20 protein-coding genes are annotated in these 24,209 nt (G+C 71.1%); 15 read left to right on the top strand and 5 right to left on the bottom strand.

Annotated elements, in window-relative coordinates:
- Nucleotides 1-4: 4 nt before the first annotated feature.
- Complete coding sequence (locus ACWGPE_RS12905) at nt 5-466, bottom strand: hypothetical protein (protein WP_452048840.1); 462 nt, start codon at nt 464-466, stop codon at nt 5-7.
- A 118-nt stretch (nt 467-584) separates the two neighbouring features.
- Nucleotides 585-773 (bottom strand): hypothetical protein, encoded by a 189-nt coding sequence (locus ACWGPE_RS12900; protein WP_231430643.1) that lies wholly within the window; start codon nt 771-773, stop codon nt 585-587.
- A 97-nt stretch (nt 774-870) separates the two neighbouring features.
- Here ACWGPE_RS12900 and ACWGPE_RS12895 point away from each other — a divergent pair, with 97 nt between their 5' ends.
- The 3 genes from ACWGPE_RS12895 to ACWGPE_RS12885 are packed head-to-tail and all read left to right on the top strand — an operon-like array spanning nt 871 to nt 6,477.
- Nucleotides 871-1,485, top strand: a complete 615-nt coding sequence (locus ACWGPE_RS12895) for a TetR/AcrR family transcriptional regulator (RefSeq protein ID WP_231430644.1) — start codon at nt 871-873, stop codon at nt 1,483-1,485.
- Nucleotides 1,486-1,495: 10 nt separating this feature from the next.
- Complete coding sequence (locus tag ACWGPE_RS12890; RefSeq protein ID WP_452048839.1) at nt 1,496-4,375, top strand: MMPL family transporter; 2,880 nt, start codon at nt 1,496-1,498, stop codon at nt 4,373-4,375.
- Nucleotides 4,372-6,477 carry a YhgE/Pip family protein gene (locus ACWGPE_RS12885; RefSeq protein WP_452048838.1) on the top strand — a complete coding sequence of 702 codons (2,106 nt, stop codon included), beginning with the start codon at nt 4,372-4,374 and terminating at the stop codon, nt 6,475-6,477. Before ACWGPE_RS12890 ends, ACWGPE_RS12885 begins: the two co-directional genes overlap by 4 nt.
- 103 nt (nt 6,478-6,580) lie before the next feature.
- Here the strand turns inward: ACWGPE_RS12885 and ACWGPE_RS12880 are convergent, their stop codons facing one another.
- Nucleotides 6,581-6,979, bottom strand: a complete 399-nt coding sequence (locus tag ACWGPE_RS12880; RefSeq protein WP_231430647.1) for a RidA family protein — start codon at nt 6,977-6,979, stop codon at nt 6,581-6,583.
- Between the two features lie 111 nt (nt 6,980-7,090).
- On the opposite strand from ACWGPE_RS12880, the gene ACWGPE_RS12875 reads away from it, so the two are divergent.
- The 10 genes from ACWGPE_RS12875 to serA all read left to right on the top strand — a co-directional run bounded on the left by ACWGPE_RS12875 (nt 7,091) and on the right by serA (nt 20,100).
- Nucleotides 7,091-9,337 (top strand): bifunctional alpha,alpha-trehalose-phosphate synthase (UDP-forming)/trehalose-phosphatase, encoded by a 2,247-nt coding sequence (locus ACWGPE_RS12875; protein ID WP_452048837.1) that lies wholly within the window; start codon nt 7,091-7,093, stop codon nt 9,335-9,337.
- Between the two features lie 9 nt (nt 9,338-9,346).
- Nucleotides 9,347-11,041 (top strand): dihydroxy-acid dehydratase, encoded by a 1,695-nt coding sequence (gene ilvD, locus ACWGPE_RS12870; RefSeq protein WP_231430649.1) that lies wholly within the window; start codon nt 9,347-9,349, stop codon nt 11,039-11,041.
- A gap of 45 nt (nt 11,042-11,086) precedes the next feature.
- The gene (locus tag ACWGPE_RS12865) at nt 11,087-12,889 is read left to right on the top strand and encodes an acetolactate synthase large subunit (RefSeq protein WP_452048836.1); all 1,803 of its coding nucleotides are present in this window, start codon (nt 11,087-11,089) and stop codon (nt 12,887-12,889) included.
- A gap of 2 nt (nt 12,890-12,891) precedes the next feature.
- Nucleotides 12,892-13,401 (top strand): acetolactate synthase small subunit, encoded by a 510-nt coding sequence (ilvN, locus tag ACWGPE_RS12860; protein WP_231430651.1) that lies wholly within the window; start codon nt 12,892-12,894, stop codon nt 13,399-13,401.
- Between the two features lie 67 nt (nt 13,402-13,468).
- Nucleotides 13,469-14,497 (top strand): ketol-acid reductoisomerase, encoded by a 1,029-nt coding sequence (gene ilvC, locus ACWGPE_RS12855; RefSeq protein WP_231430652.1) that lies wholly within the window; start codon nt 13,469-13,471, stop codon nt 14,495-14,497.
- 174 nt (nt 14,498-14,671) lie between these two features.
- Complete coding sequence (locus ACWGPE_RS12850; protein WP_452048835.1) at nt 14,672-16,561, top strand: 5'-nucleotidase C-terminal domain-containing protein; 1,890 nt, start codon at nt 14,672-14,674, stop codon at nt 16,559-16,561.
- 134 nt (nt 16,562-16,695) lie between these two features.
- Nucleotides 16,696-17,448 (top strand): copper homeostasis protein CutC, encoded by a 753-nt coding sequence (locus ACWGPE_RS12845; protein WP_452048834.1) that lies wholly within the window; start codon nt 16,696-16,698, stop codon nt 17,446-17,448.
- Nucleotides 17,449-17,491: 43 nt separating this feature from the next.
- Nucleotides 17,492-17,965: a DNA polymerase III subunit gamma/tau gene (locus tag ACWGPE_RS12840; RefSeq protein ID WP_376931447.1), complete on the top strand. Its 474-nt coding sequence runs from the start codon at nt 17,492-17,494 to the stop codon at nt 17,963-17,965.
- Nucleotides 17,962-18,321 (top strand): hypothetical protein, encoded by a 360-nt coding sequence (locus tag ACWGPE_RS12835; protein WP_231430656.1) that lies wholly within the window; start codon nt 17,962-17,964, stop codon nt 18,319-18,321. The genes ACWGPE_RS12840 and ACWGPE_RS12835 overlap by 4 nt, the downstream gene beginning before the upstream one ends.
- A 189-nt stretch (nt 18,322-18,510) precedes the next feature.
- Nucleotides 18,511-20,100: a phosphoglycerate dehydrogenase gene (gene serA, locus ACWGPE_RS12830; protein ID WP_231430657.1), complete on the top strand. Its 1,590-nt coding sequence runs from the start codon at nt 18,511-18,513 to the stop codon at nt 20,098-20,100.
- 203 nt (nt 20,101-20,303) lie between these two features.
- Here the strand turns inward: serA and ACWGPE_RS12825 are convergent, their stop codons facing one another.
- A complete protein-coding gene (locus ACWGPE_RS12825) occupies nt 20,304-20,870 on the bottom strand; it encodes a TetR/AcrR family transcriptional regulator (protein ID WP_231430658.1) in 567 nt (188 codons plus the stop codon).
- Nucleotides 20,871-20,982: 112 nt separating this feature from the next.
- Here ACWGPE_RS12825 and ACWGPE_RS12820 point away from each other — a divergent pair, with 112 nt between their 5' ends.
- Nucleotides 20,983-22,599 carry an MFS transporter gene (locus ACWGPE_RS12820; protein ID WP_452048833.1) on the top strand — a complete coding sequence of 539 codons (1,617 nt, stop codon included), beginning with the start codon at nt 20,983-20,985 and terminating at the stop codon, nt 22,597-22,599.
- A gap of 104 nt (nt 22,600-22,703) precedes the next feature.
- Here the strand turns inward: ACWGPE_RS12820 and ACWGPE_RS12815 are convergent, their stop codons facing one another.
- A complete protein-coding gene (locus ACWGPE_RS12815) occupies nt 22,704-22,964 on the bottom strand; it encodes a DUF6458 family protein (protein WP_231430660.1) in 261 nt (86 codons plus the stop codon).
- Nucleotides 22,965-23,105: 141 nt separating this feature from the next.
- Between ACWGPE_RS12815 and ACWGPE_RS12810 the strand changes: the two genes are divergently transcribed.
- A complete protein-coding gene (locus ACWGPE_RS12810) occupies nt 23,106-24,176 on the top strand; it encodes a 3-isopropylmalate dehydrogenase (RefSeq protein WP_275505749.1) in 1,071 nt (356 codons plus the stop codon).
- Nucleotides 24,177-24,209: the final 33 nt, after the last annotated feature.

Here is a 24,209-nt window from a genome sequence, read left to right as displayed (position 1 = left end):
GGGGTCAGGCGGCGGCGCGAGCCTCGAGCTCGGTGAGCGGACCGAACGGCCGCACGTCGGCTTCGAGGAAGGATGCCTCGGCGTCGGCGTCGATCGAACCGGAGGTCTCGACGGGGTCGGCCCAGACGATGAGCGGCGCGGGCTCCCAGCCGAGCGCCATCGACTCTTCGCCTGCGGGAACCACGACCGCGACCGAGTCGCGCTCGTCGAGGATCGCACGGGTGAGCTCGGCGGCGATCTGGTGCGTCAGCATCGCGTGGAAGATGCGGTCGGTGTCGCCGTCGCTGCGGCGCACGAGCGACCAGCCGCCGCCCGGGCCGATGAACTCGGAGAGGCGGGCGTTCAGCAGTTCGAAGATGTGCTCGCCGCGCAGGTCGGCCGCGGTGGGGCGCGGTGCGGGAGCGGGAGCGGCAGCGTGTGCGGAGGCCTGGGCGGCAAGCCGAGCGCGTCGCCAACGGCGGAACATCGGTGGCCCCTCTCGTCGTGTTGCAGCGGGTACTGCGATATTCGGGTCGTTCGCTCCAGTTTCGGGCACGGCGGAGCGGATTCCGCAAGACACGCCGCAGAGCGGCGGCTGCGACCGGCTATTCGCCGAGCTCGGGTCGCTTCGTCTCTTCGGCCACCGTGCCGATCGCGATCGCGAGGCTCGCGGCCCACGAGATCCAGAGCAGCAGCAGTCGCCAGTCGCGCGGACCCGACGCGGTGGCCTTGATCACGGTGATGCCGCTGACGGCTGCTGAGATCACGGCTCCGCTGAAGAGGTACTTGCGCATGGCGCCACGCTACCGCGCCACCCGCCCGTGCTGGGAGTCATCCGTGAATCTGACCGATCGTGCAGGATCTGACCGATCGGTCAAGTACCGTCGGAGCATGCCCACCGATGCGACCGCACCTCCGCGCGCCCGCGCGAGCGACGAGCTGCTGCACGCCGCCCTCGAACAGTTCGCCACCGTCGGCTTCGCAGGCACGTCGCTGCAGCAGATCGCCGACCACGCCGGCTACTCGAAGTCGAGCGTGCTCTACCACTACGCCTCGAAGGAGGCGCTGCTCGAGGCCGGCATCGCGCCCGCGATCGAGCGGCTCGAGGTGCTCGTCGCCGAGTTCGCCGAGGGGCGCCGCTCCGATGCGGCGCGCGGCGCGTTCATCGGCCGGTTCGTCGACCTGCTGCTCGGGGAGCGCCTCGCCGTGCACCTCTTCGTGAGCCAGGGGCACTCGCTCGGCGACATCCCGATCGTGAAGCGCGGCAACGCCGCGATCCGCGTCCTCGCCGACGCGATCTGCTCGGGAGCCTCGCTCGCCGAGCAGATGCGCTTCGGCGTCGCGCTCGCCGGGGCCACCTACGCCCTCGTCGCCGGGGCGACGTTCTTCGACGACGACGAGATGAGCGAGCTCATGAACACCCACTCCGACGACGAGGTGCGCACGGCCCTCGTCGACGTGCTCACCGAACTGCTGATCCCGGCCGACGGCCGGCCGACCCGTTAAGGCACCGCCCATGGCTCTGCTCCTCCATCGCATCGGGCGATTCGCCTACCGCCGCGCCTGGCTCGTCATCGTCGCGTGGGTCGTCGCGCTCGGCGCCGTCCTCGGCACCGGCGTCGCGCTCGGCGGCCAGCTGCAGGACTCGTTCGCCATCCCCGGCACCGAGTCGCAGCAGGCGATCGACCAGCTCGCCGCCGTCTTCCCGCAGACCGCTGGGGCGTCGGCGAAGGCCGTCGTCGAGGCCCCGGAAGGGGAGTCGGTCGAATCGGCGCAGTACCAGGGCGCCATCGAGGACATGGAATCCGCCCTCGAGGACGTCGACGGCATCGCGAGCGTTCTCGGGCCGTTCGACGAGTACGCGGGCGACCAGGTCTCGGGCGACGAGCGCACCGCGTACATCCAGATCACGTTCGACGGACAGGTCACCGACGTGACCCCCGAGACCCTCGACGAGGTCACCGCGACCGGCGAGATCGGCACCGACGCCGGGCTCCAGGTCGCGTTCGGCGGCGATGTCTTCCAGGAGACGAGCTTCGGCCTCACCATCACCGAGGTGTTCGGCGTGCTGTTCGCCGCCGTCGTGCTGATCATCACCTTCGGCTCGCTGCTGGCCGCGGGGATGCCGCTGCTCACCGCACTCGTGGGCGTCGGCACCGCCGTCGGCGGCATCACGATCGTCGCGGCGTTCGCGACGGTCTCGTCGACCGCGCCCATGCTCGCCGTCATGATCGGGCTCGCGGTCGGCATCGACTACGCCCTGTTCATCCTCTCGCGGCACCGCAACCAGCTCGCCCGCGGACAGGACCCGGAGGAGAGCGCGGCCGAGGCCGTCGCGACCGCGGGCGGCGCCGTCGTCTTCGCCGGACTCACGGTGATCATCGCGCTCCTCGGACTCCTCGTCGTCGGCATCCCGTTCCTCAGCGTCATGGGCGTCGGCGCCGCGTTCGCCGTCTTCATCGCGGTGGCCGGTGCGGTCACGCTCCTGCCGGCGCTGCTCGGGGTCTTCGGGCGCAAGCTCACGCCGAAGCCCGGCAGCCGTGCGCACCGTCGGGCGAACGCCGCCGACGAGGGCGGCGAGCGCACGATGGGCCGCCGCTGGGTCGACCTCGTGCTCAAGGCGCCCGTCGTCTTCGTCGTCGCCGTGGTCGGCCTCCTCGGCCTGGCCGCGGTGCCGGCGCTCAGCCTGGACCTCAACCTGCCGAACGGCTCGGGCGAGGCCGGATCGACCCAGCGCGAGGCCTACGAGATGATCGACGACGGCTTCGGCCCCGGGTACAACGGTCCCCTCATCGTCACGGTCGACATCACGCAGACGACCGACATCTTCGACGACCTCGACGCGATCGGCGCCCGCATCGCCGAACTCGACGACGTCGCCTACGTCGGCGACGGCCTGCCGAACGAGACGGTCGACACGGCGATCATCCAGGTCATCCCCGAGTCGGCGCCCGACTCGCCCGAGACGAAAGAGCTCGTCGCCTCGATCCGCGACCTCGCCCCGTCGATCGAGCGGGACTACGGCACTCCGATCGCGGTGACCGGCTTCACCGCGGTCGCGATCGACATCTCGAACCGGCTCGCCGACGCCCTCGTGCCGTTCGCCCTCATCGTCGTCGGACTCTCGGTGGTGCTCCTGCTCATGGTGTTCCGCTCGGTGTTCGTGCCGATCAAGGCCGCACTCGGCTTCCTCCTGTCGGCGTTCGGCGCCATCGGCGCGACGGTCGCGATCTTCCAGTGGGGATGGTTCGCCGACCTGCTGCACGTCGAGCCCGGCCCGATCCTGAGCTTCCTCCCCATCCTGCTCATGGCCGTGCTGTTCGGCCTCGCGATGGACTACGAGGTGTTCCTCGTGTCGGGCATGCGCGAGGAGTTCGTGAAGACGAAGGAGCCGCGCACGTCGATCGTGCACGGGTTCCAGCACGCCGCACGCGTCGTCACGGCTGCCGCGCTCATCATGTTCTTCGTCTTCTTCGCGTTCGTGCCCGAGGGGTCCGGCGTCATCAAGGGCATCGCGTTCGCCCTCGCGATCGGCGTGGCCTTCGACGCCTTCCTCGTGCGCATGACCCTCGTGCCCGCCGCGATGGCGCTCGCCGGGACGTCGGCGTGGTGGCTGCCGAAGTGGCTCGCCCGCATCCTCCCCGACGTCGACATCGAGGGCGAGGGCCTGCGCGCCCACCTCGAGCAGGCCGAGTGGGCGGCGGCGCGACCGGCGGCCGTCAACCTCGACGAAGCGGTCTTCGGGCTGCCCGAGCGGCCGATCGGGCCGCTCGCGGTCGAAGTCCCGACCGGCGGCGTGCTCGTCGTGCGCGGCGAGGCCGTCGACCGCCGTGTCGTCGCCGCGTCGCTCGCGGGCCGGCTCGCACCGGTCTCGGGCCGGGTCGCGGTGCAGGGCACACCCCTGCCGACCGGCGCGGGGCGGGTCATGCGGCAGGTCGCCATGGCCGAGGTCGCCTCCGACGCTCCGACCGGCTCGACCGTCGGCGAGCTCATCGCCGCCCGCCTCGACGCGACCCGTCCGTGGTACCGGCTCGCCCCGTCGAGCTCGCTCGTCCGCGAGTGGGCCGACCGTGCCGCGACCGCGCTCGGCGTCGACCGGACTCGGCTCGGTGTCGACACCCCGCTGTCGGCGCTCGGTGCCGAAGCCCGCACCGTCGTCGCCGTGGCGGCGGCGCTCGCCGAGCGTCCCGGAGTCGTCGTCGTCGACATCGACGACGATCCGGGCGACGCGAGCGACGAGCTCTGGGCCGCGCTCGGCCGGCTCCTGCCCGCGCAGGTCACCCTCATCGTCGGCCTTGGTGCCGGGTCGTGCACGCCCGACGCGGCGCCCGAGCTCGCAGCCCGAGGCATCCGATTCATCGAACCCGTTTCACGCTCCCTGGAGGCACAGCGATGAGCTCCCGACTCGCCCGCCTGTTCGGCTCGACCCCCGCCCAACGCCGCGTGCGCTACGGCGTGCTCGTCGCCGCCGTGATCGCCGTCCCCCTCGCCGTCACCGGGCTCGTCTCGGGCGCGCTCGGCGGCGCCGACGACAATCTCGAGCAGATCCCCGCCGTCGTCGTCAACAACGACGAGATGGTCACGATGACCCTGCCCGACGGCACCGAGCAGCCCGTGCTCGCCGGCCGCCAGCTCGTGACCGAGCTCACCGGGCCCGACACCGCAGGGTTCGAGTGGACGATCTCGAACGACGACGAGGCCGCCGACAAGCTCGCCTCGGGCGAGGCGTACGCCGTGCTCACCATCCCCTCCGACTTCTCGGAGTCGGTCACGTCGATCTCGGGGGAGTCGCCGACCCGTGCGAACCTCGACATCCGCACCGACGACGCGCACGGCTACCTCACCGGCTCGGTCGCCCAGTCGGTGGGCGACGCCATGTCGACCGCCTTCGGTCGCGAACTCACGACCCAGTACCTCGAGGGCTTCTACGGCAACCTCGCCACCATGGGAGGCTCGCTCGGCGACGCCGCCGACGGCGCCGCGCAGCTCTCGAGCGGTGCGGGCTCGCTCTCGAACGGCATCGGCCAGCTCGCCGACGGCGTCGCGCAGTCGGCCGCCGGTGCCTCGGATGCCGCGGACGGAGCATCGGCGTACGCCGGTGGGGTCGCCCAGTACACGCAGGGCGTCGACGGCATCGCGAGCGGCCTCTCGAGCTACTCGAGCGGTGTCGCCCAGTACACCCAGGGCGTCGACGGCATCGCGAGCGGGCTCTCACAGCTCGAGCAGAACACCGACCAGCTGGGCCAGCTCGGCGACGGCGTCGTGGCGTACACCGGGGGCGTCACGGCGCTCTCGGACAACTATGCCGCGCTCGAACCCGGCCTCCTCGCCCTGATCGACCAGACCATCTCGACCGCGACCGGCGGAGCCGCCGACTGCGCTACGAAGCCGCTGCCGACAGAGCTCACCTCCCTCTGCGAGATGCGTGCGGGCGTCGTCGGCGTCGGCGACGGCGCCGAAACCCTCTCGACGGAAGGTGCACCGCTCGCCGCCGGCGGGGCCGGGCTGCCGGCGCTGCAGGAGGGCATCGCCGGGCTCTCCACCGGCGCCGCGAAGCTCTCGGCCGGCTCGGCCGGGCTTCGCGACGGCGCTGCGGGACTCGCATCGGGCGCGCAGCAGCTCTCGGCCGGATCCGCGGGGCTGAGCGACGGCGCGAACGGCCTCGCCTCGGGCATCGGCGAGCTCGCCGGTGGGCTCGGCCAGCTCGAGTCGGGCGCCGACGGCGCCGCCGACGGCGCCACGAAGCTCGCGACCGGCGCCGACTCCCTCGCCGACGGCCTCGCCTCGGGCGCGAAGGAGGCGCAGAAGCTCGGCGACATCGACGCGGCGAAGACCGCCGACGTCGTCGCAGAACCGGTGAGCGTCGACACGTCGCGCGAGAACGAGATCGCTTCGACGAGCGAGGTCATCGGCATGCTGTTCGTGCCGATCGGGCTCTGGCTCGGCGCGATGGCGCTCTTCCTCGTGTTCCGGCCGTTCGGCCGCGAAGCGCTGCGCAGCACGGCCTCGAACGGCGGGCTCGTCTGGCGCTCCCTCGCGCGTGCCGGGCTCATCGCGCTCGCGCAGGCGGTCGCCGTCGTGCTCCTGCTGCACGGCGCCTTGGGCGTCGCATGGAGCCTGCTGCCGCAGACCCTCGCGTTCTCGGCTCTGCTCGCGCTCGCCTTCACGGCCCTGCACGCGTTCTTCACGGCGTGGCTCGGCCGGGCCGGACTGCTCGTCTCGCTCGTGCTCGTCGCGCTGCAGTTGACGTCGACGGGCGGGCTCGTGCCGATCGAGGTGCTGAGCGGGCCGTACCAGGCGATCAGCCCGTTCCTGCCGCTCACGTGGGCGGTGCAGGGCATGCAGACGATCGTGTCGGGTGCGGGCGGGGGAGCCGTCGCGGGCGCGGCCGGCGTGATCGCGCTGTTCGGCGTGATCGGGGTCGTCGGCACCGCGATCGTGGTCGGCCGACGCCGAGGCATCCGCTCGATCGGATTCGCGGCCGCAGCGCTCGGCTGAGCGAACCCGCCGCCGATCGAGCCGGCGCGCCGGGAGGGTATCGGGGCACCTGCGGTGGTGGTCTCGCTACGCTCCTTCGGGCGCTACTCGACCGGCGGCGGAATCAGGCGGGCAGCGCCGCGATCGCGCTCACCTCGATGAGCGCGCCCGGCACCCCGAGGCCCGCGACCGTCGCCGCGGTGACGAGGGGCGGCGCGCCGCCCGTGGCGAGGCGCGGCGCGATCGCACCGTAGGCGGCGCGCAGATCGGCGCCGTCGGCGATGAGCACGGTCCACTGCACGACGTCGGCGAGCGACGCACCCGCCGCGGCGAGGGCGACGGCCGCATTGTCGATGGTGCGCACGGCCTGCTCGGCGATGTCGCCCGAGACGACCGAGCCCGTCTCGTCGACGCCGTTCTGGCCGCCGAGGTAGACGGTCGTCGCGCCGGCGGGAACGATCGCGACGTGGCTGAACGCCGGGCTCACGACGAGCCCGTCTGGCTGGAGGCGTTGGATGTCCATGACCCGATGCTGGCAGGAACCCCCGACATCGGGGTGCGCGTCGACCCGACCGTCCGGCGCATGCGGGGGCGCTGTTAGCCTGAGGACAGCGCGAGGAGGGACATCCGCTCTATGAACGCCCCCGAACCATCACGCGACGACCTGTACGTCGATGCCGCCTACGACATGATCGTGGTCTCGAACCGGTTGCCCGTCGACTACCAGGCGGGGCCCGACGGCGAGACGCAGTGGAGGAGCTCGCCCGGCGGGCTCGTCACCGCCCTCGAGCCGGTCATGCGCACCGCCGACGGCGCCTGGATCGGGTGGGCCGGCGTGGCCGACCGCGAGTTCGAGCCGTTCGAGCACGACGGCATCTCCATCATCCCGGTGCCGCTCAGCGAGTCGGAGCTCGAGGAGTACTACGAGGGGTTCTCGAACGACACGCTCTGGCCGCTCTACCACGACGTGATCGCGCCGCCGTCGTACCACCGCGAGTGGTGGGACGCGTACGTGCGCGTCAACCGGCGCTTCGCCGAGGCGGCCGCCAGGGCCGCGTCGCCGGGCGCCGTCGTCTGGGTGCAGGACTACCAGCTGCAGCTCGTGCCGCGCATGCTGCGCGAGAGCCGGCCCGACCTCGTGATCGGCTTCTTCAACCACATCCCGTTCCCGGCGTACGGCATCTACTCGCAGCTGCCGTGGCGCCGCCAGGTCGTCCACGGACTGCTCGGGGCCGACGTCATCGGCTTCCAGCGCGCTGCCGACGCCGGCAACTTCACGCGGGCGGTGCGGCGGCTCTTCGGCTTCGCGACGCGCGGCAGCGTCATCGACGTGCCCGATGACTCGGGCGAGGTGCGGCACGTCGTCGCCAGGCAGTTCCCCATCTCGATCGACTCGGCCGGCTTCGAGGAGATCGCCCGCCGGCCCGAGGTGCAGGCCCGGGCCCGCGAGATCCGCGCGAGCCTCGGCGATCCCGAGACGATCATGCTCGGGGTCGACCGGCTCGACTACACGAAGGGCATCCGGCATCGGCTGAAGGCGTTCGGCGAGCTGCTGCGCGACGGACGCCTCTCGGTGCAGCAGGCCACGCTCGTGCAGGTCGCGAGTCCGTCGCGCGAGCGCGTCGAGACGTACCGGCAGCTCCGCGACGAGATCGAGCTCATGGTGGGCCGCCTGAACGGCGACTACTCGACGCTCGGCCACCAGGCGATCGCGTACCTGCACCACGGCTACCCGCGCGAGGAGATGGTGGCGCTCTACCTCGCCGCCGACGTCATGCTCGTGACGGCGCTGCGCGACGGCATGAACCTCGTCGCGAAGGAGTACGTCGCGTGCCGATTCGACGAAGACGGGGTCCTGCTGCTCAGCGAGTTCACCGGCGCGAGCGATGAGCTGCGCCAGGCCGTGCTCGTCAACCCGCACGACATCGAGGGCGTGAAGGACGCGATGGTCGAGGCGGTGTCGATGCCCAAGCGGGAGCGCACGCGGCGCATGCGGGCGCTCCGACGGCGCGTCCGCGACAACGACGTCGCGAACTGGTCGGCCTCGTTCCTGAAGACCCTCACGGGGGCCGGCATCATCGCCCCGGGCGTGCCCGAGCCGCTCGAGGCGGCCGTCCGTCGCGTCGCCGGCGCCGAGCGGCTGCTCGTGGCACTCGACTTCGACGGCACCCTCGCGCCGCTCGTCGACCGTCCTGAAGACGCGAGGGCGACCGGACGCGCCCGCGCCGCCGTCGAGCGGCTCGCGGCGGCCGACGACACCCGAGTCGCGATCGTCTCGGGCCGTGCGCTCGAGAGCCTGCGCGAGGTCGCCGACCCGCCGCACGGCGCCCTGCTGAGCGGTTCGCACGGCGTCGAACTGCAGCTCGACGGGGGAGCGGTGACGATGGAGCTGCGCGACGGCGAGCTCGCCGATCTCGAGGAGCTCACCCGCATCCTCGACGAGATCGCCGCGGGCGATGCGGCGGCGTGGGTCGAGTGGAAGCCGGCGGGACTCGCGCTGCACACGCGCAAGGTGCCCGCGGCCACGGCCAGCGAGCTGCAGCGCGCCGCGCGCGAGCGGGTCGCCGCCGAGCTGCCCGACCTCACGATGCGGGCCGGCAAGGGGGTCATCGAGTTCTCGGTGCGGCCGAGCGACAAGGGCGAGGCGCTCATGCGGCTCCGCCAGCATGCGGGCGCGAGTGCGGTCGTCTACGTCGGCGACGACGTCACCGACGAAGACGCCTTCGCCACCCTCGAGGGCGATGACGTCGGGGTGAAGGTCGGCCAGGGGCGCTCGCTCGCGACGCACCGGGTGCGCAGCCCCGAGGATGTCGCGCTCCTGCTCGAGCGCCTCGCCGACGAGCGTGACATCTCGCGCGGGGCCCCATCGCGCTGGCCATAGACTCGATGCATGTCGGAGTTCGATCCCAAACCGCGTAGTCGTACCGTCACCGATGGCATCGAGGCCATGACGAGCCGGGGCATGCTCCGCGCCGTCGGCATGGGCGATGCCGACTGGGACAAGCCGCAGATCGGCATCGCGAGCTCGTGGAACGAGATCACCCCCTGCAACCTCTCGCTCGGCCGCCTCGCGCAGGCCGCGAAGGAGGGCGTGCACGGCGGCGGCGGCTACCCGCTGCAGTTCGGCACCGTCTCGGTCTCCGACGGCATCTCGATGGGGCACGAGGGCATGCACTTCTCGCTCGTCTCGCGCGAGGTCATCGCCGACTCGGTCGAGGTCGTCATGCAGGCCGAGCGCCTCGACGGCTCGGTGCTGCTCGCCGGCTGCGACAAGTCGATCCCCGGCATGCTCATGGCGGCCGCCCGCCTCGACCTCGCGAGCGTCTTCCTCTACGCCGGCTCGATCGCGCCCGGTTGGGTGCGCCTCTCCGACGGCACCGAGAAGGACATCACGATCATCGACTCGTTCGAGGCGGTCGGCGCGGTCAAGGCCGGCACCATGAGCGAGGCCGATGCGAAGCGCATCGAGTGCGCCTTCGCGCCCGGCGAGGGCGCCTGCGGCGGCATGTACACCGCGAACACGATGGCGTCGGTCGCCGAGGCGCTCGGGCTCTCGCTGCCCGGCTCCGCCTCGCCGGCGTCGGCCGACCGCCGCCGCGACTACTACGCGCACCGCTCCGGCGAGGCCGTCGTCAACCTCCTCAATAAGGGCATCACCGCCCGCCAGATCCTCACCAAGAAGGCCTTCGAGAACGCCATCGCCGTCGGCATGGCGCTCGGCGGCTCGACGAACATCGTGCTGCACCTGCTCGCGATCGCCCGCGAGGCCGAGGTCGACCTCACCCTCGACGACTTCAACCGCATCGGCTCGAAGGTGCCGCACATCGGCGACCTCAAGCCGTTCGGCAAGTACGTCATGAACGACGTCGACCGCCGCGGCGGCGTGCCCGTGCTCATGAAGGCGCTGCTCGACGCGGGCCTCCTGCACGGCGACGTGCTCACCGTCACCGGCAAGACCATGGCCGAGAACCTCGCCGAGCTCGACCTGCCGCCGCTCGACGGCGAGGTGCTGCACACCCTCGACGACCCGATCCACGAGACCGGCGGCCTCACCATCCTTCACGGTACGCTCGCGCCCGAGGGCGCGGTCGTGAAGACCGCCGGCTTCGACGCGGCCGTGTTCGAGGGCCCTGCGCGCGTGTTCGAGCGCGAGCGCGGCGCGATGGATGCGCTCACGAACGGCGAGATCAAGCACGGCGACGTCGTCGTGATCCGCTACGAGGGGCCGAAGGGCGGCCCCGGCATGCGCGAGATGCTCGCGATCACCGCGGCCATCAAGGGCGCAGGGCTCGGAAAAGATGTACTACTCTTGACGGACGGTCGATTCTCAGGCGGCACAACCGGCCTGTGCATCGGCCATCTGGCACCCGAAGCAGTCGACGCAGGTCCGATTGCTTTCGTGCGCGATGGTGATCTGATTCGGGTCGATATCGCAGCCCGGTCCATCGACCTACTTGTCGACGAGGCCGAGCTGGCTGCCCGCCGTGAGGGCTGGGCTCCGCTTCCTCCGCGCTACACCCGAGGCGTTCTCGCGAAGTACTCCAAGCTCGTGCGCTCCGCTGCCGAAGGCGCGACGACGGGCTGAGTGCTGCGCACCCTTCGCAATCACCGTCCACCAGATAGGAACCGCATGCCCACGGAATCGACCCCCGTGCCGACGCCTGCGGCCGTGCCGTCCGCTGCACCCGTGGAGATCACGGGTGCCGAGGCGGTCGTCCGTTCGCTCGAACTGCTCGGCATCACCGACGTCTTCGGACTCCCGGGCGGGGCCATCCTGCCCGTCTACGACCCGCTCTTCGAGAGCAAGAAGCTCCGCCACATCCTCGTCCGTCACGAGCAGGGCGGCGGCCACGCCGCCCAGGGCTACGCGTCGTCGAGCGGCCGGCTCGGCGTCACGATCGCCACGTCGGGGCCCGGCGCGACGAACCTCGTCACCGCCATCGCCGACGCGCACATGGACTCGGTGCCGCTGCTCGCGATCACCGGCCAGGTGTTCTCGACGCTCATGGGCACCGACGCCTTCCAGGAGGCCGACATCGTCGGCATCACGATGCCGATCACGAAGCACTCCTTCCTCGTGAAGAAGGCGGAGGACATCCCCGCCACGATCGCCGCGGCCGTGCACATCGCCACGACGGGCCGGCCCGGCCCCGTGCTCGTCGACATCACGAAGGACGCCCAGCAGGCGAAGTTCCCCTTCCGATGGCCGCCGAAGGTCGAACTGCCCGGCTACCGCCCGATCACGAAGGCGCACGGCAAGCAGGTCACCGCCGCAGCGCAGCTGATCGCGGCGGCCAGGCGCCCGGTGCTCTACGTCGGCGGCGGCGTCATCCGCGCCCGCGCCTCCGAAGAGCTGCTCGCGCTCGCCGAGACGACGAAGGCCCCGGTCGTCACGACGCTCATGGCCCGCGGCGCCTTCCCCGACTCGCACCCGCAGCACCTCGGCATGCCCGGCATGCACGGCACCGTGCCCGCGGTGCTCGCGCTGCAGGAGTCCGACCTCATCGTCGCCCTCGGTGCGCGCTTCGACGACCGGGTCACCGGCAAGGCCGCGCTGTTCGCCCCCGATGCGAAGGTCGTGCACGTCGACATCGACCCCGCCGAGATCTCCAAGATCCGCACGGCCGACGTGCCGATCGTGGGCGACCTGAAAGAGGTGCTCGTCGACCTCGGCGCCGCCTACCGCGACGCGATCCGCGCGACGACGCCCGACCTCGACGAGTGGTGGGCGACGCTCGACGGGCTCCGCAACGAGTACCCGCTCGGCTACTCCGAGCCGAGCGACGGACTGCTCGCCCCGCAGTACGTGATCGAGCGCATCGGCGAGCTCACCGGCCCCGAGGGCGTCTACGCCGCGGGCGTCGGCCAGCACCAGATGTGGGCGGCCCAGTTCATCAAGTACGAGCGCCCCAACTCGTGGCTCAACTCCGGCGGCGCCGGCACGATGGGCTACGCGGTGCCCGCGGCGATGGGAGCGAAGGTCGCGCAGCCCGACCGCGACGTCTGGGCGATCGACGGCGACGGCTGCTTCCAGATGACGAACCAGGAGCTCGCGACGTGCGCCCTGAACGACATCCCCATCAAGGTCGCGGTCATCAACAACTCCTCGCTCGGCATGGTGCGCCAGTGGCAGACCCTGTTCTACGACGGCCGGTACTCGAACACCGACCTCAACACGGGGCACGACACCGTTCGCATCCCCGACTTCGTGAAGCTCGCCGAGGCGTACGGCGCCCTCGGCATCCGCGTCACGAAGAAAGAGGAGGTCGACGACGCGATCAAGCTCGCCCTCGAGACGAACGACCGCCCGGTCGTGATCGACTTCGTCGTCTCCGCCGACGCGATGGTGTGGCCGATGGTGCCGCAGGGTGTGTCGAACAGCTACATCCAGTACGCCCGCGATCACGCGCCGGCCTTCAGCGAGGAGGACTGACCATGTCGACCCACGTGCTCTCACTCCTCGTCGAGGACAAGCCCGGCCTCCTGACCCGCGTCGCGGGCCTCTTCGCACGCCGCGGCTTCAACATCGAGTCGCTCGCGGTCGGCCACTCCGAGATCGACGGCCTCAGCCGCATCACGGTCGTCGTCGACGTCGAGGACCTGCCGCTCGAGCAGGTGACGAAGCAGCTCAACAAGCTCGTCAACGTCATCAAGATCGTCGAGCTCGACCCCGCCCAGTCGGTGCAGCGCGAGCACCTGCTGATCAAGGTGCGCGTCGACAACACGACCCGCTCGCAGGTGCTCGAGGCGGTCAACCTCTTCCGCGCCCGCGTCGTCGACGTCTCGACCGACGCACTCGTGATCGAGGTCACCGGCGACTCGGGCAAGACCCAGGCGCTGCTCAAGGTGCTCGAGCCCTACGGCATCAAGGAGATCGCCCAGTCGGGTCTCCTCGCGATCGGCCGTGGCGGCAAGAGCATCACCGAACGCGTCTTCAAGAACTGAGCGCGGATGCCGCGGCACGGCGCCGAGGCATCCGTCATGAACACCCACACCAAGGAGAAGAACAGCAATGGCTGAGATGTATTACGACCAGGACGCCGACCTCTCGATCGTCCAGGGCAAGAAGGTCGCCGTCATCGGCTACGGCTCGCAGGGCCACGCGCACGCGCAGAACCTGCGCGACTCGGGCGTCGAGGTCGTCATCGGCCTCAAGGAGGGCTCGAAGTCGATCCAGAAGGCCGAAGAGGCCGGCTTCGAGGTCAAGAGCGTCGCGGATGCCGCGGCGTGGGCCGACGTCGTCGTCATCCTCGCCCCCGACCAGTACCAGCGCCACATCTACGCGGAGTCGGTGCGCGACAACCTCGTCGAGGGCAACGCGCTCGTCTTCGGTCACGGCTTCAACATCCGCTTCGGCTACATCGAGGCGCCCGCGGGCGTCGACGTGATCCTCGTCGCGCCGAAGGCGCCCGGTCACACCGTGCGCCGCGAGTTCGTCGCCGGCCGAGGCATCCCCGACATCATCGCCGTCGAGCAGGACGCGACCGGCACCGCCTGGGAGCTCGCGAAGTCGTACGCCAAGGGCATCGGCGGCACCCGCGCCGGCGTCATCAAGACCACCTTCACCGAAGAGACCGAGACCGACCTGTTCGGCGAGCAGGCCGTGCTCTGCGGCGGCACCTCGCAGCTCGTGCAGTACGGCTTCGAGACCCTCGTCGAGGCCGGCTACCAGCCCGAGATCGCCTACTTCGAGGTGCTGCACGAGCTCAAGCTCATCGTCGACCTCATGTGGGAGGGCGGCATCGCCAAGCAGCGCTGGTCGGTCTCCGACACGGCGGAGTACGGCGACTACGTGTCGGGCCCCCGCGTCATCGACCCGTCGGTCAAGGAGAACATGAAGGCGGTGCTCGCCGACATCCAGGACGGCACCTTCGCGAAGCGCTTCATCGCCGACCAGGACAACGGGCAGAAGGAGTTCCTCGAGCTCCGCGCCAAGGGCGAGCAGCACCCGATCGAGACGACCGGCCGCGAGCTGCGCAAGCTCTTCGCGTGGAACTCGTCGGACGACGACGACTACGTCGACGGCGAGGTCGCTCGCTGACCCACCCCGCCGGTTGAGGAGCGCCGGGCGAAGCCCGACGCGTCTCGAAACCCACACGGCCCGTCCAGGAATTCCCTCCTGGACGGGCCGTTCGTCGCCGTGCGCGAATGAGCACGAGGAATTCAGCTGCAAACCCTTGCAGTGAGGCATCCCGACGTGGTCGGATTCGATGCCATGAGCGATCACTCGAATCACGAACCCGTCCCCCGCTGGTGCTCGTGCGCAGTTCCCGACGAAGAGGTCGGCCACGCGTCATCCGGTTTCACCCGACGAAACGTCCTGATCGGCGCCTCGGCCGCGACCGCCCTCGCCGCGGCCGGCTGGTCGGCCGCCCCGGCGACGGCGGCGACGAACGGCACGACGGCGAAGATCACGATCATGGGCACGTCCGACCTGCATGCGAACGTCGTCAACTGGGACTACTACAAGGACGCGGTGTACTACGACGGCAAGCCGGGTGTTCCGAGCAACGCGGTCGGGCTCTCTCGGGTGGCCAGCCTCGTGAAGCAGGTCCGCGCCGACCGGGGGCGCGGCAACACCTTGCTGTTCGACGCCGGCGACACCATCCAGGGCACCCCGCTCGGGTTCTACTACGCGACCGTCGATCCGATCACCGAATCGGGTGCGATGCACCCGGTGGCCGCGCAGATGAACGCCCTCGAGTACGACGCCGTCGCCCTCGGCAACCACGAGTTCAACTACGGCCTCGACTTCCTCGACAACTGGATCTCGCAGATGGACGCCCCGGTGCTCGCCGCGAACGCCGTCCACGCGGGCACGAAGGTTCCCCGGTACACGCCGTACACCATCACGTCGATGAAGGTCGCGAAGGGACACCCGCCCGTCAAGGTCGGCGTGCTCGGACTCACGAACCCCGGCGTGGTCATCTGGGACAAGGCGAACGTGTCGGGCAAGGTCGAGGTGCTCGACCTCGTCGAGACCGCCAAGCGCTGGGTTCCGGTGATGAAGGCCGAGGGCGCCCACATCATCGTCGTGAGCGCCCACTCGGGTGAGAGCGGCCTGTCGACCTACGGGCCCGAACTGCCGATCGAGAACGCGGCGAAGCTCGTCGCCGAGCAGGTGCCGGACGTCGACGTGATCCTCTTCGGTCACGCGCACGCGGAGATTCCCGAGCGCCTCGTCACGAACCTCGTGACCGGCGCCGAGGTCATCATGAGCGAGCCCAAGAACTGGGGCCAGCGCCTCAGCGTCTTCGACCTCGATCTCACCTACGCGCGCGGCAAGTGGTCCGTCGCCGAGCACAAGGCGTACCTGCTCAACGCGAACACCGTCGTCGACGACCCCGAGTTCGTCGCGATCGTGCGCGACCAGCACGATGCCGTCGTCGACTACATGCACTCGAAGGTCGCGGTCTCGACCGAGGAGATGCTCGCCGCCGAGTCCTGCTGGAAGGACACCGCGATCCTCGACTACGTCAACAAGGTGCAGACCGAGACCGTCGCCGCGGCGGTCGCCGGCACGCCCGAGGCCTCCCTGCCCATCGTCTCGATCGCCGCGCCCTTCAACCGGGCCGCGAGCTTCCCGCAGGGCGATGTGACGATCAAGGACGTCGCGGGGCTCTACATCTACGACAACACGCTCATGGCCTCGATCCTCACGGGCGCGCAGATCAAGCAGTACCTCGAGTTCTCTGCCGAGTACTTCAAGGTCGTCGCGCCCGACGCCCCGATCGAGCCCGAGAAGTGGACGAACGCGGCGACCCCGAGGTCGGCGTTCACACCCGACTACAACTACGACCAGTTCTCGGGCGTCGAGTACACGATCGACATCTCGAAGCCGGTCGGCCAGCGCATCTCGCCGCTCATGTACGACGGTGCGCCGGTGACCGACGGCCAGCAGTTCCTCGTCGCCGTGAACAACTACCGCCAGTCGGGCGGTGGAGGATTCCCGCACATCGCGTCGGCACCGGTCGTCTACAACGCCCAGGTCGCCATCCGCGAGGCGATCGTCGCCTACGCCTCGGAGCAGGGCACGATCGACCCGGCCACCTTCCACACCGTGAACTGGAAGCTCGTTCGCAACGGGGTGCCGGTCTTCCCGTAACGGGTCGTGTCGCGCGGTCGGCGGCCCGCTCCGAGGATGCCTCGGGGCGGGCCGCCGGCGTGCGGCCGCGGTGTCGAGGTCCGCGGAGACGGCGGCGACGTCGGAGCGCGGTGCCGCCCGCTACGCTGTCGAGAATGGTCGCCTTCCCGCTCCCCGTCGAGATCGCCGTTCAGGATGCCTCGGGCACGCGCATCGCGCTCGAGCACGGGGCCGCGCGCATCGAGCTCTGCCAGGCCCTCGGCCTCGGCGGCCTCACGCCGTCGATCGGACTCGTCGAGACGACGGTCGGGCTCGCCGCCGAGGCGTCGGCACCCTCGTTCGTGCACGTGCTCGTGCGCCCGCGCGGCGGCGGATTCGTCTACGACGCCGACGAGCTCGACACGATCGAGCGCGACATCCGGGCCGTGGTCGCCGCCGGCGCCGACGGCGTGGTCGTCGGCGCGCTCACCGAGACGGGCGACCTCGACGTCGAGGCCGTGCGCCGGTTCATCGACGCCGCGGGGCAGGCCGACGTCACCGTGCACCGCGCCGTCGATGCCGCGAACGACCCCCGCGCCGCGGTCGCCGGTCTCGCTCGCCTCGGCGTGCGGCGGGTGCTCACCTCGGGCGGCGCGGCCGACTGCCGCACGGGCCTCGCGAATCTCGCAGCCATGGCCGAGGCGTCCGGCGTGCTCGAGATCATGGCGGGCGGCGGAGTGAGGCTCGACGACATCGCCGAGCTCGCCGCGGCGGGCGTCGATGCGGTGCACCTCTCGGCCCGCGGGCGGGCCGTACGCGGCGGCGCGAGCGGACCGGGCGGCGGGGTCGACGGATTCGACGAGACCGATGCGGCGCTCGTGGCCGCCGCCGTCGAGGCCGCCCGGCGCGGGGTGACCGCGGGCGCCTGACTCCCGCAAGCGGCCCGGGGAGCCGCGCCGCTAGGCTGGAGCCATGCGTCCCGACCCTGATTCCGACGACGACGCCCTGCGCTGGGACGGTGACGACGACCCGACCCTCGCCCCAGGCTGGAAGACCGTCGGCAAGGCGGTTCCGCTCGCTGATGCGGGAGCCGCGGAACCGGCCGACGACGGAGCGGCCGACGAGGAGGCCGGCGGGTCGAGCGACGAGGATGCCCCGGCGCAGACGGGCTCGGCCGTGCTCATCGCCCTGGGCGTGCTCGGCGGGGTCTACCTGCTCTACACGATCGGCTGGCTCATCACCGCCGTGCGGACGTCGGCGCCCGGCACGAGCGTCGTGAGCGACGCCATGTACTCGCTCGGGCTCTGGCTCGCCGTGCTCGCTGCGCCCTGCTGGTTCGCGCTGGCACTGCGCGGCACGACGACCACGCGGTCGCGATTCCTCTGGCTCGTCGCGGGCGCCGTCGTGCTCGTCCCGCTGCCGTTCGTACTGGGGGTGACCGCATGACCGCCGAACCGCTCGCCCCCGAGGCGTCCGCCCCCTCGCGCCGCGTGCCGATGTGGCTCGATGTCGCGCTCGCGACGCTGTTCGGCCTCTTCTACGCGTACGACGTGTGGGAGGTCGTCGAGAGCGTCGTGCAGCTGCTCGGCATCGGGCTGACGTTCTCGCCGGCGGGCTGGGCGATCATGACCGTGGCGTTCCTCGCGCCGTTCGCGTGCTTCTTCGCCGCGTTCGCGCTCGGCCGGTCGCGCGGCGTGCTCCCTCGCGTCGCGCTGTACTTCACCGGACTCTGCGTCTCCGGCGCGCTGTTCCTCAGCTGCACGGTGCTGCTGGGACTCGTGCGCGGGGTCGTCGTCGGCTGACACCCGAGTCCGCGCACAGTTCGTTCGCGCTTTCACCCATTCCGGCCCGATCGACCGGTGTCGCGGGCCGTCACAGAACGAGATGCGGCGTCATGCTCCAGTAGGGTTGTCGGGGTAACGGCGCCCCCACTGGCGTAGGCGCACCCCCCTTTGCGCGCTTCGTCGCGCACCGCCCCGAAGGAACCGTTCGTGTCAAAGCCGGTCGTGCTGATCGCCGAAGAACTCTCGCCCGCCACCGTCGACGCCCTCGGGCCCGACTTCGAGATCCGCAAGGTCGACGGTACCGACCGTCCGGCGCTCCTGTCGGCGCTCGCCGATGCCGCCGCCGTCCTCATCCGTTCGGCCACGAAGGTCGACGCCGAGGCCATCGCCGCGGCGCCGAACCTGCGGGTCGTCGCCCGTGCCGGCGTCGGCCTCGACAACGTCGACGTGAAGGCGGCCACGACGGCCGGCGTCATGGTCGTCAACGCCCCGACGTCGAACATCATCTCGGCCGCCGAGCTGACGATCGGCCACATCCTGAGCCTCGCCCGCCACATCCCGGCCGGGCACGCCTCGCTCTCGGCGGGGGAGTGGAAGCGCTCGGCCTACACCGGCACCGAGCTGTACGAGAAGACCGTCGGCATCATCGGTCTCGGCCGCATCGGCGCGCTCATCACCGCCCGCCTGCAGGCGTTCGGCGTCGAGGTCATCGCGTACGACCCGTTCATCACGTCGGCGCGCGCCCAGCAGCTCGGCGTGCAGACCGTCTCGCTCGACGAACTGCTCGAGCGCAGCGACTTCGTCACGATCCACATGCCGCGCACGCCCGAGACGGTCGGCATGATCGGCGCAGAGCAGCTCGCCAAGATGAAGAACACGGCGTACATCGTGAACGTCGCCCGCGGCGGCCTCATCGACGAGCAGGCGCTGCACGACGCCCTCGTCTCGGGCGAGATCGCGGGCGCCGCGCTCGACGTCTTCGTGCAGGAGCCGCCGAAGGAGTCGCCGCTCATCGGCCTGCCGAACCTCATCGCGACGCCGCACCTCGGCGGGTCGACCGATGACGCGCAGGAGAAGGCGGGCGTCTCGGTCGCGAAGTCGGTGCGCCTCGCCCTCGCCGGCGAACTGGTGCCCGACGCCGTCAACGTCGCAGGCGGCGTCATCGACCCGTACGTTCGCCCCGGCATCCCGCTCGTCGAGAAGCTCGGGCAGCTGTTCTCGGGCCTCGCCCACGGCGCGCTCACGAGCCTCGACGTCGAGGTGCGCGGCGAGCTCGTCGACTACGACGTGAGCGTGCTGAAGCTCGCGGCGCTCAAGGGCGTGTTCACGAACGTCGTCTCCGAGACCGTGTCGTACGTCAATGCGCCGCTCCTCGCCGAGCAGCGCGGCGTGCAGGTGCGCCTCATCACCGAGGCCGACAGCCCCGAGTACCGCAACGTCATCACGCTGCGCGGCGCACTCGCCGACGGCACCCAGGTGTCGGTCGCGGGCACGTTGACCGGCCCGAAGCAGGCCGAGAAGCTCGTCGGCGTGAACGGCTACGAGCTCGAGGTGCCGATCGCGACGACGCACATCATCATGGAGTACACCGACCGCCCCGGCATCGTCGCGGTCTACGGCCGGGAGTTCGGCGAGGCCGGCATCAACATCGCCGGCATGCAGATCGCCCGTCGCGAGGCCGGCGGATCGGCGCTCAGCGTGCTCACGGTCGACTCGCCGGTTCCGGCCGACGTGCTCGACCGGGTGCGCGAGGCGATCGACGCGACGCTGTTCGTCGAGATCGACATCACCGAGTAGGTCGATTCACCGCCCGGATGCCTCGGCGCTGCGCCCTCGCGGGCGTCGCGCCGAGGCATCCGTCGTTCTGGGACGTTGCAGGAGCTGCGGTCGGCGGGTGCGTATGCGGTGGTGCCGGCCGGAATGTCCTGTGACGTCGCCGGCTGAAGCGGATCCGGTCGATCCTCTCGGAGCGTCGCGCCGACGCCGGGGGCGACCTGCTGTCAGCGGGTGACGAGGCGCTCGAGCAGGGCGACGAGCGCCGTCAGCTGCTCGGCCGAGACCGACCCGGTCGCGGCGGCGGGGAGGTCGACGCCGACGGCTTCTGCGCGGAGGGCCGCCCGATGGTAGAGGCCGTCGCCCAGGAGGGTGACGGCGAGGGCGAGCGTCGGGTCGCCGACGTGCCGCGTGATGGTCTCGATCCAGCGGGTCTCGGCCTCGTCGAGTGCGCGCCCCGCCTCGCGATCGCCGCCCTGGGCGAGCCGCAGCGTCGCCACGAAGGTGTGGTCGAGCGGGGTCTCGATGTCGAGCGAGGAGCGCAGGAAGTAGGCGATCGCGCCGTCGGGCGCCTCGTCGATGCGCGTCAGGTCTTCGTCGACGAGGCGCAGCAGGCGCTCGATGAGCCCCGCGACGAGGGCCTGCTTCGAGCCGAAGTGGTAGAGCAGCCCGCCCTTCGAGACGCCGGCGGCGCGGGCGGTCGCGTCGATCGTCGCGGTGCGCTCGCCGTCGGCGATGATGAGCCGTTCGAAGGCGTCGAGCACCGCTTCGCGGGCGGCGGGTGGGCGGGCCATGGCTTCATTCTCCCTGAAACGGCGGTGATCGCGTGCTGGGCGAGGCGGCTGCCGCGACGTCGGCGGATTCTGTTACTATACCAGCCAGACGGTATAGAAACTGAGTGAAACCATGACCGACCAGACGGCCACCACGACCACGACCACGAACCAGACGAACGGCCGGCCGCGCGCTGTGCCCGAGGCATCCGCCGCGGCCGCCGCCACCCGCGCCCGGGCTGCGGCCCGAGCCGGCCGAGCGCCGCGCCGCGCCTGGCTCGCCCTCGCGGTGCTCATGCTGCCGGCGCTGCTCGTGTCGATCGACAACACGGTGCTGAGCTTCGCACTGCCCGAGATCTCGAGCGACCTCGCGCCGACCGCCGCGCAGCAGCTCTGGATCATCGACGCCTACCCGCTCGTGCTCGCCGCCCTGCTCGTCGCGATGGGCAGCGCCGGCGACCGCTGGGGCCGTCGCCGCATGCTCATGATCGGCTCGATCGGCTTCGCGGCCGTCTCGGTCGGGGCGGCCTTCGCGCCGACCGCCGAACTCCTCATCGCGGCGCGTGCCGCGCTCGGCTTCTTCGGCGCGATGCTCATGCCCTCGACGCTGTCGCTGCTGCGCTCGATCTTCAGCGATCGCGAGCAGCGGCGTCTCGCGATCGCGATCTGGGCCTCGGCGTTCGCCGCGGGCAGCGCGCTCGGACCGCTCGTGGGCGGCGTGCTCCTCGAGCACTTCGCGTGGGGTTCGGTGTTCCTGCTCGCGGTGCCCGTGCTCGTGCCGATGCTCGTGCTCGTGCCGCTGCTGATCACCGAGAGCCGTGACCCGAGTCCCGGTCGCATCGACGTCTGGAGCATCCTGCTGTCGCTCGCGACGATGGCGCCGATCGTGTTCGGCATCAAGCACCTCGCGACGGAGGGCATCGACGTCGTCGGCCCGCTGTTCATCGTCGGCGGGCTCCTGGCCGGCTACCTGTTCGTGCGGCGCCAGCTCGCAAGCGACGCCCCGATGCTCGACGTGCGCCTCTTCACGGTGGGGCCGTTCGGCGGCGCCGTGCTCGTGAACCTCCTGAGCGTCGTGTCGCTCGTCGGCTTCCTGTTCTTCGTGTCGCAGCACCTGCAGATCATCGCGGGGCTCTCGCCCGTCGAGGCGGGGCTCGCACTCCTGCCCGGACTCATCGCGATGATCATCTCGGGCCTCGTCGTCGTGCCGATCGCACGTCGCGTGCACCCGAGGGTGCTCGTGCCCTCGGCGCTCACGCTGTCGGCGGGCGGCTACCTCGTGGTGGCGTTCGGCGCTTCCGACGGGTCGACCGGGGCCGTGATCGTCGCGTTCACGATGCTCGGCATCGGGATCGGCATGGCCGAGACCGTCTCGAACGAGCTCATCCTCTCGAGCGCGCCGCCCGCGAAGGCGGGCGCGGCGTCGGCCGTCTCGGAGACGGCGTACGAACTCGGCGCGGTGCTCGGCACCGCGGGCCTCGGCAGCATCATCGCGGCGCACTACGCGAGCGCGATCGAACTGCCCGCCTCCCTGACGGCGGCCCAGGCGGATGCCTCGCGCGAGACGCTCGCAGGCGCGGCGGCCGTCGCGAGCGAGCTGCCCCCGGCGCAGGCCGACGCGCTCATGGGCGCCGCGGCCGTCGCGTTCGACGGCGGCGTGCTCGTGACCTCGCTCATCGGCGTCGGCCTCATGGTCGCCGCCGCGGTCGTCGCGGCGGTCACGCTGCGCAACCCCGCGCAGCACGACTGAGCGCCGGCCGCCCGGGCGGACCCCCGGGCACGCGACGGGTCGCGCGTGCGTCGGGCGCCCGCACCGGCTCGGCGGCGAGGGTGCGGCGGGTCACGCCGTGACGATCAGAGCGTCGGGTCCTCGGGCGTGGAGTTCTCGGCCCGAGTCATCCGGTCTCCCGTCGTGGGGTCGACGCTCGTGTGCGACGTCGCGATCGTCCGGCGGCGCCGGACGAGCAGGATGATCCCGATCACGATGATCACCGCACCGGCGGCCATCAGGATGTAGCCGACGAGTTGCAGGTCGATCCAGTCGACCGTGACATTCAGGGCGTACGTGAGGATCGCGCCGATGACGACGAGCACGATACCGAGTCCCAGACTCATTGCGTCCTCCCTTGTTCCGCGACGGCCGTGGGCGGACGCCGCCTCGATGAGCATCCCGTCAGGCGACGGGTCCTCGTCATAGGGCTGAGCGTAGCGAGGTACGGCACTACGCTGGAGGGGCTGGTGCGAGAAGGAGAATCCATGGTACGTACGGTCAAGCTCGCGGTCATCCCCGGAGACGGCATCGGCCCCGAGGTCGTCGCCGAGGCGCTCAAGGTGCTCGACGCTGCGACGGCCGGGGGCGACCTCGCATTCGAGCAGACGCCGTTCTCGCTCGGTGCCGCGCGCTACCTCGAGACGGGCGACGTGCTGACCGACGCCGACCTCGACGCCATCAAGGCGCACGACGCGATCCTGCTCGGCGCGGTCGGCGGGGTGCCGGGCGACCCGCGGCTGGCCGGCGCCAACATCGAGCGCGGCCTGCTGCTGAAGCTCCGCTTCGAGCTCGACCACTACGTGAACCTGCGCCCGAGCGTGCTCTACCCGGGGGTCGTGAGCCCGCTCGCGAATCCCGGCGACGTCGACTTCGTCGTCGTGCGCGAGGGCACCGAGGGCCCGTACGTCGGCAACGGCGGGGCGATCCGCGTCGGCACGCCCGCGGAGGTCGCGAACGAGGTCTCGGTCAACACCGCGTACGGGGTCGAGCGCGTCGTCCGCTACGCGTTCGCCGAGGCATCCCGCCGCCGCAACAAGCTCACGCTCGTGCACAAGACGAACGTGCTCGTCTTCGCGGGGTCGCTGTGGAAGCGCACGGTCGACGCCGTCGCCGCCGAGTTCCCCGATGTCGCGGTCGACTACCTGCACGTCGACGCGGCGACGATCTTCCTCGTCACCGATCCTGCTAGATTCGATGTCATCGTCACGGACAACCTCTTCGGCGACATCCTCACCGATCTGGCCGGCGCAATCAGCGGCGGCATCGGACTCGCAGCCTCGGGCAACATCAACCCCGACGGCACGTTCCCGAGCATGTTCGAGCCGGTTCACGGTTCGGCTCCCGACATCGCCGGGAAGGGCATCGCCGACCCGACCGCCGCGATCGGCTCGGTCGCGCTCCTGCTCCGCCACCTGGGCGAGACGGATGCCGCGACCCGCGTCGAACGGGCGATCGCCGACGACGTCGCCGAGCGCGGCGACGCCGCACGGTCGACCAGCGAGGTCGGCGACCGCATCGCCGCCCGCATCGCGGCGACGGTGCCCGCGAATTCGTAGCAACCGCATCCCATATCCGCATCTCTGAGAGAG

This window comes from Agromyces sp. NPDC055658 (assembly GCF_053618155.1).
This window is presented reverse-complemented; position numbering and strand designations above follow the sequence as displayed.

Bases quoted from the DNA above. Each gene is read 5' to 3' on its own strand.
- ACWGPE_RS12885 (WP_452048838.1), top strand. From the start codon at position 4,372: ATGAGCTCCCGACTCGCCCGCCTGTTCGGCTCGACCCCCGCCCAACGC.
- ACWGPE_RS12895 (WP_231430644.1), top strand. From the start codon at position 871: ATGCCCACCGATGCGACCGCACCTCCGCGCGCCCGCGCGAGCGACGAG.
- ACWGPE_RS12825 (WP_231430658.1), bottom strand. From the start codon at position 20,870: ATGGCCCGCCCACCCGCCGCCCGCGAAGCGGTGCTCGACGCCTTCGAA.
- ACWGPE_RS12840 (WP_376931447.1), top strand. From the start codon at position 17,492: ATGCGTCCCGACCCTGATTCCGACGACGACGCCCTGCGCTGGGACGGT.
- ACWGPE_RS12875 (WP_452048837.1), top strand. From the start codon at position 7,091: ATGAACGCCCCCGAACCATCACGCGACGACCTGTACGTCGATGCCGCC.
- ACWGPE_RS12890 (WP_452048839.1), top strand. From the start codon at position 1,496: ATGGCTCTGCTCCTCCATCGCATCGGGCGATTCGCCTACCGCCGCGCC.
- ACWGPE_RS12815 (WP_231430660.1), bottom strand. From the start codon at position 22,964: ATGAGTCTGGGACTCGGTATCGTGCTCGTCGTCATCGGCGCGATCCTC.
- ACWGPE_RS12820 (WP_452048833.1), top strand. From the start codon at position 20,983: ATGACCGACCAGACGGCCACCACGACCACGACCACGAACCAGACGAAC.
- ilvN (WP_231430651.1), top strand. From the start codon at position 12,892: ATGTCGACCCACGTGCTCTCACTCCTCGTCGAGGACAAGCCCGGCCTC.
- ACWGPE_RS12880 (WP_231430647.1), bottom strand. From the start codon at position 6,979: ATGGACATCCAACGCCTCCAGCCAGACGGGCTCGTCGTGAGCCCGGCG.
- ACWGPE_RS12850 (WP_452048835.1), top strand. From the start codon at position 14,672: ATGAGCGATCACTCGAATCACGAACCCGTCCCCCGCTGGTGCTCGTGC.
- ACWGPE_RS12810 (WP_275505749.1), top strand. From the start codon at position 23,106: ATGGTACGTACGGTCAAGCTCGCGGTCATCCCCGGAGACGGCATCGGC.
- ilvD (WP_231430649.1), top strand. From the start codon at position 9,347: ATGTCGGAGTTCGATCCCAAACCGCGTAGTCGTACCGTCACCGATGGC.
- ACWGPE_RS12900 (WP_231430643.1), bottom strand. From the start codon at position 773: ATGCGCAAGTACCTCTTCAGCGGAGCCGTGATCTCAGCAGCCGTCAGC.
- ACWGPE_RS12905 (WP_452048840.1), bottom strand. From the start codon at position 466: ATGTTCCGCCGTTGGCGACGCGCTCGGCTTGCCGCCCAGGCCTCCGCA.
- ACWGPE_RS12835 (WP_231430656.1), top strand. From the start codon at position 17,962: ATGACCGCCGAACCGCTCGCCCCCGAGGCGTCCGCCCCCTCGCGCCGC.
- ilvC (WP_231430652.1), top strand. From the start codon at position 13,469: ATGGCTGAGATGTATTACGACCAGGACGCCGACCTCTCGATCGTCCAG.
- ACWGPE_RS12865 (WP_452048836.1), top strand. From the start codon at position 11,087: ATGCCCACGGAATCGACCCCCGTGCCGACGCCTGCGGCCGTGCCGTCC.
- ACWGPE_RS12845 (WP_452048834.1), top strand. From the start codon at position 16,696: ATGGTCGCCTTCCCGCTCCCCGTCGAGATCGCCGTTCAGGATGCCTCG.